At 68.0% G+C, this 20755-nt stretch carries 10 protein-coding genes; 8 read left to right on the top strand and 2 right to left on the bottom strand.

The window, feature by feature from the left end; genetic code table 11:
* Positions 1-456 precede the first annotated feature (456 nt).
* From ACFYTS_RS03260 to ACFYTS_RS03230, 7 genes are all read left to right on the top strand, one after another.
* Entirely contained in the window at positions 457-972 is a 516-nt protein-coding gene (locus tag ACFYTS_RS03260) for a DUF732 domain-containing protein (RefSeq protein ID WP_357275146.1), read from the top strand.
* Positions 969-1952 (top strand): cutinase family protein, encoded by a 984-nt coding sequence (locus ACFYTS_RS03255; protein WP_387300963.1) that lies wholly within the window; start codon positions 969-971, stop codon positions 1950-1952. Before ACFYTS_RS03260 ends, ACFYTS_RS03255 begins: the two co-directional genes overlap by 4 nt.
* A gap of 415 nt (positions 1953-2367) precedes the next feature.
* Positions 2368-4290: a long-chain-fatty-acid--AMP ligase FadD32 gene (gene fadD32, locus ACFYTS_RS03250; RefSeq protein WP_357275150.1), complete on the top strand. Its 1923-nt coding sequence runs from the start codon at positions 2368-2370 to the stop codon at positions 4288-4290.
* 104 nt (positions 4291-4394) lie between these two features.
* A complete protein-coding gene (pks13, locus tag ACFYTS_RS03245) occupies positions 4395-9521 on the top strand; it encodes a polyketide synthase Pks13 (protein ID WP_387300961.1) in 5127 nt (1708 codons plus the stop codon).
* A 52-nt stretch (positions 9522-9573) separates the two neighbouring features.
* Positions 9574-11118 (top strand): acyl-CoA carboxylase subunit beta, encoded by a 1545-nt coding sequence (locus tag ACFYTS_RS03240; protein WP_387300959.1) that lies wholly within the window; start codon positions 9574-9576, stop codon positions 11116-11118.
* Positions 11119-11201: 83 nt separating this feature from the next.
* Positions 11202-11678, top strand: coding sequence for a hypothetical protein (locus ACFYTS_RS03235; protein WP_387300957.1), 477 nt, complete (start codon positions 11202-11204; stop codon positions 11676-11678).
* 61 nt (positions 11679-11739) lie between these two features.
* Complete coding sequence (locus ACFYTS_RS03230; protein WP_357275158.1) at positions 11740-11946, top strand: DUF5988 family protein; 207 nt, start codon at positions 11740-11742, stop codon at positions 11944-11946.
* Positions 11947-12028: 82 nt separating this feature from the next.
* On the opposite strand, the gene ACFYTS_RS03225 is transcribed toward ACFYTS_RS03230, so the two are convergent.
* Together ACFYTS_RS03225 and ACFYTS_RS03220 are read right to left on the bottom strand one after the other, a co-directional pair.
* Positions 12029-15388 (bottom strand): arabinosyltransferase domain-containing protein, encoded by a 3360-nt coding sequence (locus ACFYTS_RS03225; RefSeq protein WP_387300955.1) that lies wholly within the window; start codon positions 15386-15388, stop codon positions 12029-12031.
* 153 nt (positions 15389-15541) lie between these two features.
* A complete protein-coding gene (locus ACFYTS_RS03220; protein ID WP_387300953.1) occupies positions 15542-18787 on the bottom strand; it encodes an arabinosyltransferase domain-containing protein in 3246 nt (1081 codons plus the stop codon).
* Positions 18788-18855: 68 nt separating this feature from the next.
* Here ACFYTS_RS03220 and ACFYTS_RS03215 point away from each other — a divergent pair, with 68 nt between their 5' ends.
* On the top strand, positions 18856-20730 hold the full coding sequence (locus ACFYTS_RS03215; protein ID WP_387300951.1) for a serine/threonine-protein kinase: 1875 nt from the start codon (positions 18856-18858) through the stop codon (positions 20728-20730).
* Positions 20731-20755 lie beyond the last annotated feature (25 nt).

Here is a 20755-nt window from a genome sequence, read left to right as displayed (position 1 = left end):
CCCCCAAACCCGACCCGGCCCCGGCGGCAGCTCCGGCCGCCACCCCGGCTCCGGCTCCGGCTCCCGCGAACGCCCCGGCTCCGGCCCCGGCCCCCGAGGTTCCCGTCCCGCCGGCAGCCGCACCTGCCCCTGCGGCCCCTGCTCCCGCTCCGGCGGCAGCCGCACCCGCCTCGGCTCCGGCTCCGGCCGGGGGCCCCGCCGCGATCCCGGCTCCGGCGGCGGCTCCGGTCCCGGCCCCGGAACCCACTCCGGCCGAACCGCCGTCCCCGGCGCCCATCCCCGCGCTGGGCCCTGAAGTCCGTCCCAACTGAGACTTTTGCGACGACTTTCACGACGAACAGGCCCTAATCGCCCCTAAGAAACGGATGAGGGTCCGTTGTGGTTCGGGCTCCGCGTCCGGGTTGCGGCTAGCCTGGGGGCGACCTTTGCCCTTGGACAGAAATAGGAAGCGAATAGATGCACGGAACCCGTGGAAAGGTATTCGGCGTGGTGGCCGCCCTCGCCGCCGCCGGCCTGCTCGCCGCGTGCGGTAGCAACGACTCGACCGCCAAGAGCACTCCCACGCTGAGCGCCACCAAGACCACGGCCGCCGCCTCCGGTGCCGCCACGCCGTCGGCCGATCAGCAGGCCCCCTCGGCCGCGCCCGACAGCGGGACCTCCCAGCGCCCGGACCCGATCCCGAGCCAGTTCCTGACCACGCCGCCCGGTTCCCCGGCGCTGACGGACAAGGAGAAGGGCTTCCTCGAGGAGCTGAAGAAGGCCGGCATCACCCCGGGCTCCTCGGATATCGCCATCACCGCGGCGAATCTGGTCTGCCAGGGCAAGGCGGAGAACGCGCCGCAGGACCAGATCATCACGTACGTGACCGCCATCGCCGGCTCCGACCCGGCCTTCGATCCGGCCAAGATGTCGGTCGAGCAGGCGGGTAAGACCTACTACGACGTCGCCACGAAGAGCTACTGCAACAAGTGACGACACGACGCCGAAACGGACGACGCCGGACCCGGCCCGTAGGTTGCCTGCTCCTCGCCATCGCCGCGATCGTGATCGTGGTCGTGGTGGCGCTGCTGCTGTGGTACCTGCTGGCCGGCCGGCTGCGGCTGCCCGGCCCCAAGCCGCCGGGACCCACCCGTCCGAGTTCGCAGCCGGCCGCCTGCCCGGATGTGCTGTTGCTGTCCCTTCCGGGCACCTGGGAGTCGAACGCCACCGACGACCCCTACAACCCGACCGCGAACCCGGCGTCGCTGATGTTGAACATCTCCAACCCGATTCGGGCCAAGTTCCCGAACGAACGGCTCGAGGTCTACACCGTTCCCTACGTCGCCCAGTTCTCGAATCCGGTCGCCATTCCGCCGGACGGGCAGACGTCGTACAACAACAGCCGGTCCGAGGGCGCCAAGCGGGCTTCGGAGAAGCTGGCCAAGACCCACGCCGACTGCCCGCTCACCACCTTCGTGCTGGCGGGCTTCTCACAGGGCGCGGTGATCGCGGGTGACGTGGCCGCGCAGATCGGCGCGGGCAAGGGCCCGGTGCCCGAGGACCTGGTGCTGGGTGTGACCACCATCGCCGACGGCCGCCGCGATATCGGCGACCCGGGCGAGGCCACGGCCATCGGACCGTCCCCGGCGGGCGTCGGCGCGGAGGTCGCGCTGCGGGGCCTGAACGTGCCGGGCATCACCATGACCGGACCGCGCGGCGGCTTCGGCAAGCTGTCCGACCGGGCCTTCACCATCTGCGCCGCAGGTGATTTGATCTGTGATTCGCCCCGGCAGGCGCTCAACCCCGGAAACATCCTCGGCAGCCTGAATATCCTGGTCAAGGCCGCGGGCAACCCAGTCCACAGCCTCTACAACGGCTACCAGGTGGACGACACCGGGACCACCGCCACCCAGTGGACGGTGAACTGGGCCTCAGGTCTCATCGAAAACGCCCCGCACCCAGCACATTCGTGAGTCAATGGTGACCCCCGCCGACCAACCCCCCAGTTTGGGGGTCACCCGGTAAAGTGCTCCGGGTTGCGACACTGCCGAGACCCGGTGGGTGCGGCAACTCACATCCCTGTCCTAGTTGTGTCCTATCCGGGGCGCTCCCCACCCATTTGGAGGCATTCGCGCCGGTGAAGCCATAGTCCAGTGGTGTGAGCTGGGAGATGTTCGGCCGCTCCGAAGCATGGCCGGATCGCTCCTCTGTAACATGTCCCTGGCTCGAGAACATCTAGCCAATAGACGGTCACCGCGCAGACCGCAACGAAATTCTGCAGGTTGGCTCTCCCATGGAGCTCCCGCGGGCGAACACAGTCGGGGCCTCACAGGTAACAGCGGCAAAGCAGCCGTTCCATGCCGCGTGTGCCTCGGAGGAGAAGAAGGAATGGACGAGACTTTCGACGATTACCTCGACGAAACGGGGAACATCACGATTCCCGAGGGACGTACCCTCGTCGACTACGTCGAGATGCACACTGCGGGCAATGACGCGAACGACCTTGCCTACCGCTACATCGACTACTCACGCGAGCGCGACGGTGAGTACCAGGACCTCACTTGGAGCCAGTTCGGCACCCGGCTGCGCGCGGTGGCCGCCCGACTGCAGCAGGTGACCAAGCGGGGCGATCGGGTCGCCATCCTGGCCCCGCAGGGCCTGGATTACGTCATCTCCTTCTTCGCGGCGATCTACGCGGGCACCATCTCGGTGCCGCTGTTCGATCCGGACGAGCCGGGCCACACCGACCGGCTGCACGCCGTGCTCGGCGACTGCACGCCCTCCGCGATCCTGACCGCGAGCTCCTCCGCCGCCGGCGTGCGGCAGTTCTTCCGCTCGCTGCCCGCGGCCCAGCGCCCGCGCATCATCGCGGTCGACGCCATCCCCGATAGTGTCGGTGAGTCCTGGATCCGCCCCGACATTCGCGTCGACGACATCGCCTACCTGCAGTACACCTCCGGCTCCACGCGCGTGCCGGCCGGCGTCGAGATCACCCACCGCGGTGTCGGCACCAATGTGCTGCAGATGGTGAACGCGCTGGATCTGAACGAGAACTCGCGCGGTGTGACCTGGCTGCCGCTGTACCACGACATGGGTCTGCTGACGGTGATCCTGCCCGCCGTGGGCGGCAAGTACATCACCATCATGTCGCCGGCCTCCTTCGTGCGCCGTCCCTCGCGGTGGATCAACGAGCTGGCCGCGGTCTCCGACGGCGCCGGAACCTTCGCCGCCGCACCGAACTTCGCCTTCGAGCACGCCGCCGTGCGCGGCCTGCCCAAGGCGGGCGAATCGCTGGACCTGTCGAACGTGCTCGGCCTGATCAACGGCTCCGAGCCGGTGACCACCACCTCGATGAAGAAGTTCAACGAGGCGTTCGCCCCGTACGGCCTGCCCAAGACCGCCATCAAGCCGTGCTACGGCATGGCCGAGGCCACCCTGTTCGTGTCGGCCACCCGGCACGAGGACGAGGCCAAGGTCATCTATGTGGACCGCACCGAGCTCAACGCCGGTCGCGTGGTGAAGGTCGAGCAGGGCACCGAGAACTCCATCGCGCAGGTGTCGTGCGGTTACGTCTCGCTGTCGCAGTGGGGCGCGATCGTGGACCCGGAGACCGTCGACAATCCCGAGGGCGCGCGTGAGCTCCCCGAGGGCGAGGTCGGCGAGATCTGGTTGCACGGCAACAACATCGGCATCGGCTACTGGGGCCGCGCCGAGGAGACCCAGAAGACCTTCCGGAACCGTCTCACCAACCGCCTGCCCGAGGGCAGCAAGGCCGGCGACGTCCCGCTGGACGGCAACTGGCTGCGCACCGGTGACTACGGCGTCTACGTGGACGGCGAGCTGTACATCACCGGCCGCGTCAAGGACCTGGTCATCGTGGACGGCCGCAACCACTACCCGCAGGATCTCGAGTACTCCGCGCAGGAGGCCTCGAACATGCTGCGTCCCGGTTTCGTCGCCGCCTTCGCGGTGCCGGCCAACCAGCTGCCCGCCGAGGTCTTCGCGCAGGACAGCCACTCCGGTCTGAGCTACGACGCCGACGATGCCAGCGAACAGCTGGTGATCGTTGCCGAGCGCGGTCCGGGCGCGGGCAAGGCCGATCCGGCCCCCATCGCCGACGCGGTCCGCGCGGCCATTTCCTCCCGGCACGGTGTCACCGCTCGTGACATCCTCCTCGTTCCCGCCGGGTCGATTCCGCGTACCTCGAGTGGCAAGATCGCGCGTCGCGCCTGCAAGGCGGAATATATGGGCGGGACCCTGCGTGGTGGTTACACGCAGCAGGCCTTCCCCGATGCACCAGACGAGGAGTGAGACGACCGTCTCGAAGTTGGATGGCGCGAGCCGATAAGGTTCGCGCCATTCATGCATGAAAACACCGCCGCGCACCGTAAGCAGACAGGTAGCTTGAGGAACTGATGGCTGAGAACGAGGGCACGGACCCCACCCAGACGACCGAGAACGCGCCGACCACGGATGCCGCGGCGAAACCTGCGGGCACCGACATGTCGGTGCAGGATCTGCGGGAGTGGTTGCGCCGCTGGGTCTCCGATGCGACCGGGCAGCCGCTCGACAACATCACGGTGGACCGGCCGCTGGAGGAATTCGGCTTGGCCTCGCGCGACGCTCTCGCGCTCGGCGGCGACATCGAGGAGCTGACCGGGGTCGTGCTGAACGCGACCATCGTGTTCCAGCACCCGACGATCGGTTCGCTGGCGGAGCGAATCATCAACGGTGAGCCAGACCTTCCGGCCGAGGCGGCCGACGACTCGTTCTACACCCAGGGTTTCCAGCCCGGCGACGCGCACGACATCGCGATCGTCGGCTTGTCCACCCGTCTGCCGGGTGCGGGTGATACGCCTGAATCCACCTGGGAATTTCTGATCAACCGCGGCGACGCGATTCGCGAACTACCCGAGGGCCGCTGGGACGAGTTCAAGTCGAACCCGCAGGTCGCCGCGCAGATCGAGCAGGCCAATACCCTCGGTGGATACCTCGATCAGGAGGTCGTGAAGGGCTTCGACGCGGAGTTCTTCGCCCATTCCCCGGTCGAGGTCGAGCGCATGGACCCGCAGCAGCGGCTCATGCTCGAGCTGACCTGGGAGGCTCTGGAGCACGCGCGGATTCCCGCGAACGAGCTCAAGGGCAAGCCTGTCGGTTTCTTCGTCGGCACGTCCACCAACGACTTCACCTACATCGGCATGCAGGCCCTGGGCGGGCCGCGTGACCCGAACCTGCCGATCTCGGCCGAGGGCTACATGCTCACCGGCTCGTCGACGGCCATCATCGCCAATCGCGTCTCGTACTTCTACGACTTCCGCGGCCCGTCCGTGGCACTCGACACCGCGTGCTCGTCCACCCTGGTGGCGGTACACGAGGCCGTGCGCGCGCTGCGCGCCGGTGACGCCGAGCTGGCCCTGGCCGGTGGCGTCAACCTGATCCTGGCTCCGGCCGCCACCCTCGGTTTCGAGATCAACGGCGTCTTCGCGAAGAACGGCCGTCTCAAGGCGTTCTCGTCCGATGCCGACGGTTTCATCCGTTCCGAGGGCGCGGGCCTGATCGTGCTCAAGCGTCTCGCCGACGCGGAGCGCGACGGCGACAAGATCTACGGTGTCATCAAGGGCTCCGCCGTCAACAACGACGGTCGCTCCAACGGCATGCTGGCCCCGAACCCGGATGCGCAGGCCGAGGTGCTGCGCCGGGCGTACCGGGACGCTGGAATCCCGCCTTCCACAGTCGATTACATCGAGGCGCACGGCACCGGCACGCTGCTCGGAGATCCGCTCGAGGCCGACGCCCTCGGCCGGGTCGTCGGTCGCGGCCGTGAGGACGACAAGCCCGCGCTGCTGGGTTCGGCCAAGTCCAACTTCGGCCACATCGAGTCCGGTGCGGGCGCGGCCAGCCTGGCCAAGGTGATCATGGCGCTGCAGAACAACGTCATTCCGCCGAGCATCAACTACGTGGGCCCCAACCCGCTCATCGCGTGGGACCAAGCGCACCTGAAGGTCGTCGACGAGCCCACCGAATTCCCGCGCTACAGCGGCAAGGCCACCATCGGTGTCTCCGGCTTCGGCTTCGGCGGCACCAATGCGCACGTGGTCATCCAGGAGTACGTGCCCGCCGCTGCGGCTCCCTCCGTCGCCGCGACCGATGGGCTCGACGACGAGTCCACCGATGTGCTCACCGAGGCCGAGGCTCTCACCGAAGCTGCCGCACCGGAAGCAGAGTGGACCCGCGACGAGCCGCTGCCGCTGATCATCCCGGTGTCGGCCTACCTGCCCTCGCGCCGCAAGCGCGCCGCCAAGGATCTGGCTGACTGGCTGGAATCCGAAGCGGGACAGGCGACTCCGCTCGAGGATGTGGCCCGCGCGCTGGCCAAGCGCAACCACGGCCGCTCGCGCGGTGTGGTCGTCGCCAAGACGCACGAGGAGGCCATCGCGGGCCTGCGCGCCATCGAGGCGGGTAAGCCGGGCACCGGCGTCTACACGGCTGATTCCCCGGCCGCCCGTGGCGCGCTGTGGGTGATGGCCGGTTTCGGTGCGCAGCACCGGAAGATGGGCAAGCAGCTCTACCTGGAGAACTCGATCTTCCGCAAGGCCGTCGACCAGGTCGACGAGCTCGTGATGGACGAGGCCGGATACTCGGTCCGGGAGATGATCCTGGACGACGAGCAGGACTGGGACATCGGCACGGGCCAGGTCGGCACCTTCACCATTCAGGTGGGTCTGGCCTCGGTGCTGCGGGCGCACGGTGCGGAACCCGAAGGCGTCGTGGGTCATTCGCAGGGTGAGGTCGCGGGCGCGTACATCTCGGGCGGTCTGCCGCTCGAGGACGCCGTGCGCGTGATCTGCGCTCGTTCGAGGCTGATGGCCGAGGGCGAAGCCATGCTGACCGACGATCAGGTGCGCAACATGGCGCTGCTGGAGTACTCCGCGGAGGAAATCGCCAAGCTCGTCGAGACCGAGTTCCCCGACATCGAGGTCGCGGTGTACGCCGCGCCGAACAACACGGTGATCGGCGGCATGCCGGACCAGGTGCATGCGATCGTGGCGCGCGCCGAGTCCGAGGGCAAGTTCGCGCGCGTGCTGCAGACCCGCGGCGCGGGCCACACCTCGCAGATGGACATGCTGCTGGGCGAACTCGCCGCCGAGCTGGCCGGTATCGAGCCCACCAAGCTCAAGCGCGACCTCTACTCCACCGTCCACGCGGCGGCCGTCTACCGCGGTGGCAACGCACCGGTGCACGACGTGGACTACTGGGTCATGAACATGCGCGGTTCGGTGTACTTCACCAACGCGATCCGCCAGGCTGTGGACAACGGCATCACCACCTATCTCGAGCTGGCCCCGAACTCGGTGGCGCTGATGCAGGTGCTGGGCACCACCTTCGCGGCGGGCGTGCATGATGCCGCGCTCATTCCGACGCTGAAGCGTAAGGAAGACGAGGCCGCCGGCGTCGTCTCCGCTCTGGCGCAGCTGTACGTGCAGGGCCACAAGGTCGACCTGCCCTCGCTGCTTCCCGCCGGTGAGTACGCGCCGGTGCCGCGCACCGCGTTCCTGCGTAAGGAGTACTGGCCCAAGGTGTCCGGCAGCTTCGGCGGCTCGGGCGACACCGTGGTGCCGGGCTCGCACGTGGCGCTGCCGGACGGCCGCCACGTGTGGGAGGTGCAGGCCCAAGCCGTCACCGACCTGTCCGCGCTGGTGAATGCCGCTGCCGCGCAGGTGCTCTCGGATGTCACCGTCGGCGCGTCGCTGGCGCACGAGGCGATTCCAGTGAGCGGCACTCTGACCACCACGCTTACTCCGCATCCGGGTGGTGCGTCGGTATCGGTGCACGCCAAGGCGGGCAATGTCTTCCGTCCGCTGTTCGACGCGGTCGTCACCTCCGGCGCTCCGCTGCCGGAATCGGCGGTGGCGCAGCCGGTCGCGGCCGTCGAGGCGGCTCCGGCCGCCGCGGTCGAGGTCGCGGAGTCGGCCGGTGAGCGCTGGGATCCGAACGGCACCCAGACCATCGAGGCGCGCCTGGCGATCATCGTGGCCGAGTCCATGGGTTACGCGGTCGAGGACCTGCCGATGGAGATCCCGCTCATGGAGCTGGGTCTGGACTCGCTGATGGCGATGCGCATCAAGAACCGCGTCGAGTACGAGTTCGACATCCCGCAGCTGCAATTGCAGGCGGTCCGCGACGCCAGCCTGCTCGAGGTCGGAAAGGTGCTGCGCTACGCGCTGGAGAACCGCGCGCAGCTCGAGGATATCGCCGCCCGCCAGGCTGCCGGTGAGGACATCGCCGTCGACGCCGACTTCATCACGGCCGCCCGGACCGCCATGTCCGAGGGCAAGGATCCGGCCGCGCTGCTGCCGAAGGTCGAGACCCCCTCTCCGGTGGCCGAGGCCGAAGCGCTTGTCGCCGAACCTGTTGTAGCCGACTATGAGGCGTCCGCGCCGGTGGCCGAGACCGACGCCGACAACGTCCCGCCACGTAACGCGCCCGAGCGGCTGGTATTCGCGACCTGGGCGTTGGTGACGGGCAAGTCGGCGGGCGGCATCTTCAACCCGTTGCCGACGCTCGACGCCGAGACCTTCGGCAAGCTGGTTGCTCGATTGTCGGAACGCGCCAAGGCGCAGATCGATCCCGAGCGGATCCGCGCCTGCGTGACCATCGAGAAGATGTCGGATGTGGTCGCGGAGTACCAGGAGCACAGCGACGATGTCGAGGGTTTCGTCCGTACCTTGCGTGCGAAGGAAGCCGGATCGAACGCCGTGCCGGTCTTCGTGTTCCACCCGTCGGGCGGCAACACCCTGGTATACGAGCCGCTGCTGAAGCGGCTCCCGGCCGGAACCCCGATGTTCGGTTTCGAGCGGGTCGATGGCACCATCGAAGAGCGTGCGCGCCAGTACATCCCGGAGATTCGCAAGCGGCAGCCGGAGGGTCCGTACGTCTTCTACGGCTGGTCGCTGGGTGCGGTGTTCGCGCTGACCGTCGCGCAGCTCATGCGCGCCGAAGGTGCGGACGTTCGCTTGGTCGGCCTGATCGACCTGGCAATTCCGGTTGAGCCGGAGCGTGATACGCCTCAGGAACGCCTGGAGCGCATGCGCCGGTACCAGGCGTTCGCGCAGAAGACCTACGGCTTCAACGGCGAACTCGACGATGAACAGCTGGAGGAGCTGGCTGCGGCCTCGGACGAGGACCAGATCCAAATCATCATGGAACTGGTGAAGTTCGCAGGTGCGAATATTCCGGGCGGTGTGATGGAACACCAGCGCACCTCGTTCATCGAGGGTCGGGAACTTCAGAAGGTCGAGCTGTCGAACTACGATGGCGACGTGACGCTCTACCTCGCCGACCGTTACCACGACGGCATCATCGAACTGGAGCCGCGCTTCGGCGATCGCCGCCCGAATGGTGGTTGGTCGGAGCACATCCCGTCGCTGGAAGTCATCCACATTCCGGGTGACCATCTCCAGATCGTCGATGAGCCGCGGATCGCGACCATTGGTGCCGACCTCACCAAGAAACTCGCGGAGATCGACACCACCGGGAAATAACACCACCGCGACACGGGTTCTGCGAAAGTAGGTTTTTGCCGAAAGGAGTCCAGTGAGCACCTCCGCCGAGAAACTCGCCGACCTTCGACTCAAACTCGACATCGCGAGGGAACCGGCGGGTGACGCGGGAATCGCCAAGCGGGCGCGGAAGTCCATTCCTTCCGCCCGTGACCGCATCGACATGCTGCTGGACTCCGGAACTTTCGTGGAAATCGGTGCGCTGGTGCGCAATCCGGGCGACAAGAACGCGCTCTACGGCGACGGTGTGGTCACCGGGCACGGCCTGGTGGACGGCCGCCCGGTGGCGGTCTTCTCGCACGACCAGACCGTGTACGGCGGTTCGGTCGGCGAGATGTTCGGCCGCAAGGTCGCGGGCATCATGGAATTCGCGGCCAAGGTGGGTTGCCCGGTGGTCGGCATCAACGACTCCGGCGGCGCCCGCGTGCAGGAGGCGGTGACCTCGCTGGCCTGGTACGCCGAGCTGGGCAGACGCCAGGAACCGTTGTCCGGCTTGGTACCCCAGATCTCGATGATTCTGGGCAGCTGCGCGGGCGGCGCGGTGTACGCGCCGATCAATACCGACGTCGTGGTCGCCACCGAAAAGGCGTACATGTTCGTCACCGGTCCCAAGGTGATTCGCGAGGTCACCGGCGAGGATGTCAGTCTCGAGGAGCTGGGCGGCGCGAATTCCCAAGCGCAGTACGGCAATATCCATCATGTGGCCCGGGATGAGAAGGCCGCGTTCGAGTGGGTGCGCGACTACCTGAGCTACCTGCCCTCCAGCTGTCAGGAGCTGCCGCCGGTGGTGAATCCCGGTCTGGAACCGGAGATCACGGAGTCGGACCGGGAACTCGAGGCCATCGTGCCCGACGCCGACAATGCCGGCTACGACATGCACGAGATCCTGCTGCGCATCTTCGACGACGGCGCCTTCCACGAATTCGGTGAATCCGCGGGCCGCAATGTGATCTGCGGTTTCGCGCGGGTCGACGGTCGCAGTGTCGGCGTGGTGGCCAATCAGCCCATGGTCTACGCGGGTGCGCTCGACGCCCGGGCCTCGGACAAGGCCGCACATTTCGTGCGACTCTGCGACGCCTTCGAGATTCCGCTGGTCTTCGTGGTGGATACGCCGGGCTTCCTACCCGGCGTGGAGCAGGAGAAGATCGGTGTCATCAAGCGGGGTGGCCGGTTCATCTTCTCGTTCGTGGAGGCGACGGTCCCGAAGGTGACCGTGGTGATCCGCAAGTCCTATGGCGGCGGGTACGCGGTGATGGGTTCCAAGCAGCTGGGCGCGGATGTGAATCTGGCCTGGCCGACGGCGCGGATCGCGGTCATGGGCGCGGAGAGCGCGGTGTCGCTGATCGGGGCGAAGACCTTGGCGGCGGCGCCGGAGGATCAGCGTGCCGCCATCCGTCAGCAGATGATCGATTTCTACAACGCGACGGTGGCGACGCCATGGGTGGCGGCCGAGCGCGGCTATATCGACGCGGTCATCGAGCCGTCGAGTACCCGGCTGGAAATCCGGCGGGCGTTGCGCTTGCTCAGGGACAAGAGAATTCCTCGCAACCCGCGCAAGCATCACCTGCTTCCGTTGTAGATTCCGAAACCGTTGCGGGTCGCTCCCGCGTGTGAAAAGCTCGCATTTCATTTTGAAATGCGAGCCTTGGGAGCGAAGCACTAATGGCTACCCGTCGAATTCGGCAACTCATCATCGGTGGCGCGGCCACCGCCGCCACCGCCCTGGCGGTCGTCGCCGCACCGAACGCGTCCGCGGTGACCTACGGAATCACCGGCGTCAACGGCCTGGCGCACGTCGGCACCACGTACACCCTCAGCACTCATGTCGGCGCCCCGAACGCGGGGACGCAGGTGGGCTTCTGGGTCGTGAACCCGGGTAGCAGCACGGTGATCAGCCTCGGCACCGTTCCGGTCGACGCCTCGGGCAACGCGAGCATGACCTGGTCCCCGTCGGTGGCCGGGCAGTACACCTTCACCGCGAACGACGACCTCACGGTCGGCCCCAACGGCGGCTCGACCCTCGGCATTCAGGCGACCGCGGTGCCCGAGGGCAGCATGGGCGGCACCGGCAGCTTCAGCGCTATCCCGGTCATCGGCGGGCCGCTGGTGGCCCTGATGAAGCTGATGGGCCTGGTCTAGGCGGCTCGCCGATTGCGCTGAATCTATCGGCTGTAAGGCATGAATGTGAGAGCCTTCAGCTATGAGTACCTCACCGCTGGCGCTACTCGAAGGCGGGCCGGAAGGCCTCGAAACACGGATCGTTCGGATCACTCCACCGGGCGTCGAACTGCGGGTCGCGTATGGGAACGGGTACGAGCGTTTCAAAGTGACGTCACGGTGGCAGGACACTCCGGACGGCAGTCTGCCCGTCTACGAGTGGGTCGCCCACGTGGACACCGAGAAGTAGCCACCGGAATTCGATCGGCCCCGAACACGGCGGTGGCCGCCCGCATGGTCGCGGGCGGCCACCGAATGCCGGACGCCTCGGGTCAGAAGACCCGCATCTTGCCCGGTGACCAGAACCCGGAGCGGTTCACCACATGGGTGTCGATCTGCGCGGGCTTGGGGAAGTCACCCTTGCCCGGATCGGCCGGGTTCGAGTAGTACGGCACGTACTGCTCCAGCGAACCCCAGTCGCGGTCGTAGTTGTCCTTCAGATACGTCGGAACGGTCTTCGACGACGCGAGCATCTGCGCCCAGCCGAGCGGGCCACCGAATTCCTGCGCCTGCCAGGTGTTCGTGGAACTGATCGCGAGCGGGCGATCGGGCAGGATACGGTACTTGGGGGCCGCGTCGACCACGCCGTTGTGGTGGTCGAACGGGTGCTGGCACGGGAACTGCAGGCCCACCGCCCAGTCCAGCAGGATCGGCTGCGTCCGGCCCAGGTAGCTGTCGAGCGATACCAGCTTGGGCACCCGCGGCGGCGTGAACGCCAGCCACTGATCACCGATCAGGATCGGGTCATTGGCCCGGATGCGCACCACATTGGCGTCGTCGGACAGCGCCGAGAACGGGATGCGCAGGTTCCGCCAGGACGGGGCGGGGCCGATGTCCAGCGGCCGGTAGGCCCGGATCTCACCGAGGCTGCCGTCCGGATTGCGGTGCGCGTACTCCAGGAAGATGTCCTGGCCGTAGGTCATATTGCCGGTGTCGTCGAACGACATCGCGCGCCCGGCCGCCGAGATGACGATCAGCGGGGAGTCCTCCGAACGCTGCGGCAGCTGGTACCAGCTCGAGGTGAGCGAGGCGGGCTGCTGCACGCCGTCCTGGTAGCTGCCCATCACCGGGGTGGTGGCCGGGTCCAGGCCGAACGGCAGCGCAACGGTCGATCCGTTGACGCCCTGCGCGCCCTTGCCGCCGCCGGTGCCCGCGTTCTGGCCCTCCTCGAAGGCCGGGCCGACGGTCTGGGTGGAGGTATTGCCGGTGCCCGGCTTCACCTCGACGGCGTCCGCGTCGAGCTTGGCGGCGACGCCGTTGGAGGAGAAGCCGACGGGGTTCTCCCCGGCCAGCGGGTCACCGTTCAGCGGCGGGTGGGCGGGGTCGATGATCGGAGTCAGGTTGCCGCTGTTGACATTGCCCTCGACCAGCACGTCATTGGCCAGTCCGCAGGTCTTGCCGGTGACCGCGTCGATGTTCGAGCGGGCCAGCGAATAGGCCGGGTACTGCTGCACCGCGCCCTTGAGCAGCGACACCACCTCGAAGATCACCATGAGCGCGGCGACCACGGTGAGCGGAATCGCGGCGAACCTGCGGATCCGCTTGCCGCGCCGGGTCTTCCCGCTCTCCATCGGCTTGGCGTAGCCCTCGCGCAGCGACTGCCACGCCACCACCGCCAGCGCCAGCCCGAACAGCATGAGCATCAGGGTGTTGGACTGGAAGCCGTGCAGGGAGACGGTCTTGTCGTACCACGGCACGCCGTAGCTGGAGACGTACCAGTAGCCGTTGATGCCGGAGAAGGCGACGGCGAGGGTGAACAGCAGCCCGGCCAGGAAGACCGAGCGGTTCTTGCGGGACCGCAGGGCGGTGGCGGACACCGCGACCGCGGTCACCGCCGCCAGCGAGCCCGCGATGCCCGCGTACGAACCGAAGTGGTGGGTCCACTTGGTCGGGTTGAACATCATGAAGAAGATGGTTCCGAAGACCACGCCCATGAGCCGCCAGGTCGGCGCGCTCGCGATGCCCGGCACCTGTCGCCGGCGCAGCAGCACCAGCATGGTGGTCATCAGGCACAGGATCATGAGCAGGAACGCGAAGCGGCGGGCCAGCGAGCCGTCCACCGTCTCGACGAACAGGTAGTAGTAGCGCAGATAGTCCTTGTACCAGGCCAGATTCGGTCCGGTCACCTGCCGCACCCGGTTGGCCTCCATGATCCCGGCGAAGGTCTGATCGGCGAAAACCGCCACCAGCACCAGGGTTCCGGCCGCCGCGATGGGGGCCAGCAGCGCCACGTCACCGAACTGCTTGCGCCGCCGCACCACGATGGCGACCAGCGGCCGGATGCCCGCGAGCAGGGCCGCCACGCACATCAGACCGGTCGGCGCCGCCGCCAGCGTGAACGCCGCCACCAGCACCGCGACCGCGGCTGGCAGCAGTCGCGAGGTCGCGATGGCCCGCTCGATCGAGACCCAGGTCAGCAGCGCGCCCAAGGCCACGATCGGCTCCGAGCGCAGGCCGTTGTCGTAGGGCAGCCAGAAGGCCAGGAACACCAGGCCGCCGGTCCACAGCGCGACCTTGGAGCGCGCCACCGCATTGCCCAGGCGCGGCACCACCTCGCGGCTGATCACCAGCCAGCACAGGATTCCGCAGAGCAGCGCGGGAATTCGCACCCACGGGCTGGCGGTGGAGATCTCGGCGAAGGCCTGGATGACGTAGTAGTACCAGCCGAACGGCGCTTCCGGCACGCCGTACCAACGGAAGTAGTTGGCCAGGTAGCCGGCGTGCGGGGCCGCCCGCACCATGGTCAGGATGTAGCCGTCGTCGGAGGTGTTGGCGCCCACGAAATGCCACAGCAGCAGGGTGCCGATGATGCCGCCGTCCGCCCAGGTCGGCTTCAGCCAGTGCGCGGGCAGGATGCGCCGGTGCCCGCGGCCGTCGCTGGTGTCCAGCACCGCGAGCGCGCCCATGGCCAGCAGGGTGAGCAGCACGGCGGCGATGATCGCGACCAGCTTGATCAGCGTCGGCGAGGACGAGTACCGCGAGTCCACCGTCATGTGGAACGAAAGGCCCTCCGGGACGCCGCCTTTCATATCGGTGAAGACGCCCACCACCTGCGGCCGCAGGTCGCCCAGCAGCCGGCCCTCGATCGGCACGGTGACCAGTTCCCGGCCGCCGTCGGGGGTGGTCTTCTCGACCGTGCGGGTGACGCCCTCGAAGCCGGCGTAGGTCTCCTTGCTGTCGGAGGTGATGACGAGCTTCGAGCACTCGTTCATCTCCGCACGGGTGGCGGTGGCCACCACGGCATTCCGGTCCAGCACGTCCACGCTGTCGCCGGAGACGCGGACGAACATGGCCTCCAGGTCCGCGCTCTTGCCCTGCGGCGGTGCCGTTGCCAGCAGGATGCCGCCACGCGGATCCAATTGCCCGACCGCGGAACAGGGGATGGTGATGTTCACGTCGATCGGCACCTGCGACACCAGGGCCGCCTGCACCGGATCCAGCGAACCACGCTGCGGCCAGCTCACCTCCGCCTGGGTCTGCTGCACCGGCAGGAACGGCGTCGCCAGCGCGAACAGCGCCCCGAGCAGGCCCGCGACGATCGCTATCAGCTTCGCTACCCGGTAATCACGCGGGTTCGCGGGGTCGGTCGCCGGAGGGTTCGGCTTCGTGAGCACTGCGGAGGCGTCTGGCACGGTTGCTGATCGTAGCTTCCCCACCTCTCCGAGACTTGGCACACGGCTTGGGAGCCGTTGCCGGATTCGCACGCGTGCCGGCGGTCGTGTGCCAACCCGATTCTGGACGTACCCGACGAGTTACCCTCGGCTCACGAAATCGGTTGTCACCTTCTATTTCGCCTTGATCGGTGAGTCCTTGGCCAGACCGGACCGCGTTTCGACGGTCACGTCCAGGGTCGGGCGTGAATTCGCGTTGGGGGCATACGGGGTGAACTTCTCGAGGGCGCCCCAGTCCCGTCGCCAGTCGTGGTTCAGGTACGACGGCCGGGTCTCGGACTGCAGCAGCAGACCGGTCCAGCCGAGCGGCCCGCCGCCGATATCGTCCTGCCAGGCATTGGAGGCGTCCTGGCCCACGCGGTCGGGCAGGATGCGCCATTCGGGCACCTCGGCCACGCCGTCGTGGTGGTCGAACGGGCGCTGGCACGGGAACGCGAGGCCCACGTGCCAGTCCTCGAGCACCGGGGCCTGGTCGCCGACAAGGGAATTCAGCGTCCGCAGTTCGGGCAGCCGGGGCGGGGTGACCGCCAGCCACTGGCGCGGGGTGATGTCGGCATCATTCAGGACCAGGCGAATCGCGTTCGCGCCCGCGGGAATCTGGTCCAGCGGGATGCGCAGGTTGCGCCAGGACGGGTTCGGGCCGATGTCGATGGGCCGGATCTGGCCGACCTCGCGGACCTCGCCCGCGGCGTCGCGGGTGCCGTACTCGACGATCAGATCCTGTCCATAGGTCTGGACGCCGTCCTTGTCGAAGGACTTGATCCGGCCCGCCGCGGTCACCACCAGCACCTGGTAGGCCGGGTTATCGCGCACGGTGTTCAGCTTCTCGGCGTTGTACCACTGGGTGGTGAGCTTCGAAACCTGCTGCTCGCCATCGGTGTAGCTGCCCAGCACGGGGGTCTTGGCCGGATCCAGGCCGAAGGGCAGGGCGACCGAGCTGCCGTTGATGCCGGCCTGCTCGCTCTTGCCGCCGCCGGTGCCGGCCCCGGTGGTCTTGGAGGTCTTGTTGCCGGACTTGTCGTTCACCGAGTTGGCGCCGCCGGTGACGGTCTCCTCGGCGTCCGCGGTGAGGTCGGTGGCCACGCCGTTGGGGGTGAACCCGGTGTTCTGCGCGGCCAGGCCGTCGGCGTCGGAGCCGGTCCACGGGTGCAGCAGCGACCCGGGGGTGTCGGTCTCCACCAGCACCTCGTTGGCCAGGGCACACGAATCGCCCTTCAGCGCGCGCAGATTCGACTGGGCGATGGAGTAGGCCGGGTACTGGCCGATGGCCGCCTTGGCCAGCGACAACACCTCGAACAGCACCAGTACGGCGGCCGCGATGGTGAGCGGCATGCTGGCGAACTTGTCGAAGCCGCGCACCGGCCGCGACGTCGTGTACGGCTCCCGGAAGTGCTGGTAGGCCGCGACCAGCAGGCACAGCACCGCCAGTCCCAGGAACAGTGTGGAGAAGCCCTTGCCCGCGACGAGCGGGGCCTTGTCGAACCACGGCACGCCGTAGCTGGACACGTACCACCAGCCATTGGATCCGGTGAAGGTCATGGCCAGCAGGAAGAACACCGCCGCCGTGAACAGCGTCCGGTTGCGCGGCGAGCGAATCCCGTTGACCCCCACCGCGACCGCGGCCAGCGCCGCCAGCGATCCGGCCAGGCCCGCGTACACGCCGAAATGGTGGGTCCACTTGGTGGGCGTGAACATCATCAGGAACAGCGACATGAACACGATGCCCAGCACCCGCGCCGACGGACCGCGTGAGGTGCCCGGGATGCGGCCGTTCTTGCGCAGCATCACCATCACGCACACGCCCAGGCTCAGCAGCATGGCGAGGATGCCGAATCGACGGGCCAGCGAGCCGTCGGGGGAGAGCATGAGCAGCGAGTCCCAGCGGGTGCGCTCGTCGAACCAGGCCACATTGGGGCCGATCAGGGTGCGCACCCGGGTGGCCTCCATGACCGAGGCCAGGGTCTGATCACCGAAAACGACCACCAGCACCAGGGTTCCGGCCGCGATGCCGGGCGCGAGCAACGCGCCGTAGCGCGACAGCCACGAACCGCGCTGCTGCCCGGCGCGTTTGATGATCACCATGAGCACCGGCCGCGCGCCCGCGATCAGGGCCGCGATGCAGATCAGGCCGGTCGGCCCGGCGGCCAGCGAGAAGCCGGCGATCAGCACGCCGACGGCCGCGGGCAGCAGCCGTCCGGTGGCGATGGCGCGTTCGATGGAGCACCAGGTCAGCAGGGCGCCCGCGGCGATCAGCGGTTCCGGTCGCAGGCCGTTGTCGTAGGGCATCCAGGCGGCCAGGAACACCAGGCCCGCGGTCCAGATCGCGACCTGGTCGCGGCGCACCCGGGAGCCCAAGCGCGGCAGCACTTCCCGGCTGATGACCAGCCAGCACACGATGCCGGCCAGCAGCGCGGGCAGCCGCATCCACGGGCTGGAATCACTGATCCGGGTCATCCAGGCCAGGACCTCGTACGGCCACCCGAAGGGCGCCTCGGCGACCCCGAACCAGCGGTAGTAGTTGGCCATGTAGCCCGAATACTTCGAGGCCCGGGCCATATTCAGGATGTAGCCGTCATCGGAGGTGTTGGCCCCGATGAAGTGCCACACCACCAGCGTGCCCAGCACCGCGACATCGGCGAGCCGCACCCGCCACCAGTGCGCGGGCAGGAAGCGGCGCGGCTTGCGGCCGTCGGCGGTGTCGAGCAGGTGCAGCGCGTACAGCGACAGCAGGGTGAACAGCACCGCGCCGATGATCGCCAGTCGCTTGAGCCAGGTCGGGCTGGAGGTGAAGCGCGCGTCGATCCGCACGGTGGCGGAGGCGTTCCCGAGCTGCTCCCGCTTCAGGTCGGTGAACAGGCCCACCACCTGTGGCCGGGTGTCGCCGCCGACGAACGGCGTCCCGTCCTTGCGCGCGACCCCGGTGAATTCCACGCGGGTCTGGGTGGCGTCCGAGCGCACGGTCACGGCGCCGCAGTCGCCGATCTCCGCGACGGGCGCGGACAGCAGCGGAATCAACCGCACCAGCACCGAGAGCACGGGCCCCTTGCCGGGTTCGTCGGTGACCTTGACCACCAAGCCCTTGGTCTCGGCCTGCCCGGAGGCGGCGGGCACCGTCGAGAACAGCGTCCCGCTCGGCAACTCCCGCAGCACCTGGCACGGCAGCGTCACGTCCAGGCTCAACGGCACGTAGGAAACCAGGGGCGCGGCCACGTCGGCCGTATCCCCTTGCGGCCAACGCAGAGTGGGCCGGTCCTGCTGCACCGGCAGGATCGGTGTGATCACCGCCAGCAGGAATCCGAGAAGACCGGACACCAGGGCGAGGATGCGGATGCGGTGGAACGCTCGGGAGTCTGCGCGCACGAAGAACGACTCTATGATGGTTGTTATCCGAACTGGGCGTGGGGCCGGGCCGGAAGACAAGAGGAATCATGACCGAGCTGCGACCTGGCGAAGTTCTCGCCGGGTATGTGATCGCGCGGCGGGTCGGGGCCGGGGGATCGGGCGTGGTCTATGCGGCCCGGCATCCGCGGTTACCCCGGCTCACGGCTCTGAAGATCTTGAAACGTGACGAGGTCGCCGAAGACGACGAGGTATGGCGGCGTTTCGAGCGTGAGGCCGATATCGCGGCGCATTTCGACCATCCCAATATCGTGCAGATCTACGACCGCGGCGTCGCCGAGGACCGGTTCTGGATCTCCATGCAGTTCGTGGACGGCGCGGATGCCGGTGAGCTGCATCATGTTTCGCCGGATCGGGCGTTGAGCATCGGCGCTGAGATCGGGGCCGCGCTGGATTACGCGCACGGCAAGGGCGTCCTGCACCGGGATGTGAAGCCGTCCAATATCCTCATCGCCGATCCCGAGAGCGGCCGCCCGGAGCGGGCGCTGCTCACCGACTTCGGCATCGCCCGGCTGCGCGACGAGACCACCAAGCTCACCCATACCGGAAATATCTCCGCCACTTTCGCTTTCGCATCACCCGAGCAGGTGAGCGGGAAGCCAGTCGGTCCGCGATCTGATCAATACTCGCTGGCCTGCACGCTTTTCGTGCTGCTCACCGACCAGCGGCCCTTCACCGCCGACAATCCGCTGGCCTGGGTGCACGCCCACACGCAGGAGAAGCCGCGGCGGCTGAGCGAACTGAACCCGGCGCTCCCGGAAGCCCTGGACGACGTGTTCGACCGCGCCCTGGCCAAGGACCCGGAGGACCGCTTCGACAGCTGCGTCGATTTCGCCTGTGCCGCCACCGAGGCGTACTACTCCGATCCGGCTCTGGCCGTCACCGCCCGTGCCCGCCTGTTGCATCCGCCGCCTCGGACCGTCGGCAGGCAAAGACGGAAACCACTGTGGCACGGCCGCTTACAGCGGCGTGTGCTGATCCCCGCCGCGGTGGCGGCGGTGACCGCGGCGGGCGTGGGATTCGCGCTCGACCAGGGCAACTCGCCATCCCCGCCGACCGCGCGAGGAATGGTGCCCGACCGGTTCGTGGGCACCTGGCTGGCCACCGAGGGCCAGACCAACTACCGGCTCACCGTGCAACAGGCCAAGATCGGCGATCCGGTGCTGTCCAACCGGGTGGACGGCGTTCTACCCAACGGGTTTCCGTTCCACTGCGAATTCTCCGCCCCGCTGGACCAGGTGCCCGGCGACGGCGACCGGCTCATCATCGGGACCTCCGAGATCGTGGTGCGCGAGCCCTCCAATGCCTGCCGCGCCAACGGGCCCACCACCCTCACCCTGCTGCCCGACGGGCGGGTCAGCCGCAAAACCGATGTGAGCGGCCTGATCACGTACACCAGCGCCGACACCCTGATCTCCTCCTGGGGCCGCGAGGACGCCGCCATCGCCCGCGCCTTCCCCAGCCTGATCGGTCAGCTCGCCGCCAACGGCACCGCGGTCGGCTGGCAGGGCGGGTCCTGCCAGCCCAAGGATCCCGGTCCGGACGAGGCGGTCCAGGGCGCGCACCGGGTGCGCTGCAATGCCGAGGACGCCACCGGTCAGCCGCGCTTCGACTTCCTCGACTTCGACACCCGCCCGGGCAAATCCGTGGCCGCGCTGTTCTTCGGCGGCAATGCCCGCGTCACCCCGGTAACGCATCAGGACGTGGCGGGTGATCTCACCGTCACCACGGCGGCCTCGGTGGATCCGGCCGTCACCCGGGACAGCGAGAGCCAGCGCGCGCTGGCCGCGGTCTCCTTCCCCGACGGCGATCCGCGGTCGCGTTTCGTCATGGTGCTGCACTGGCCCGGGCACACGGTGAACAACCTCCTGACCGACTGGCTCGACAGAGCTCCACTGAAGTAGCAGGGTTCCACTGACGTAGGTAGGT

The sequence above is a fragment of the Nocardia sp. NPDC004151 genome (genome assembly GCF_042874235.1).
In the GTDB taxonomy this organism is placed as follows: Bacteria; Actinomycetota; Actinomycetes; order Mycobacteriales; family Mycobacteriaceae; genus Nocardia.
Note: the sequence above shows the minus strand (reverse complement) of the source record. Positions and strands in the feature narration are given on the sequence as shown.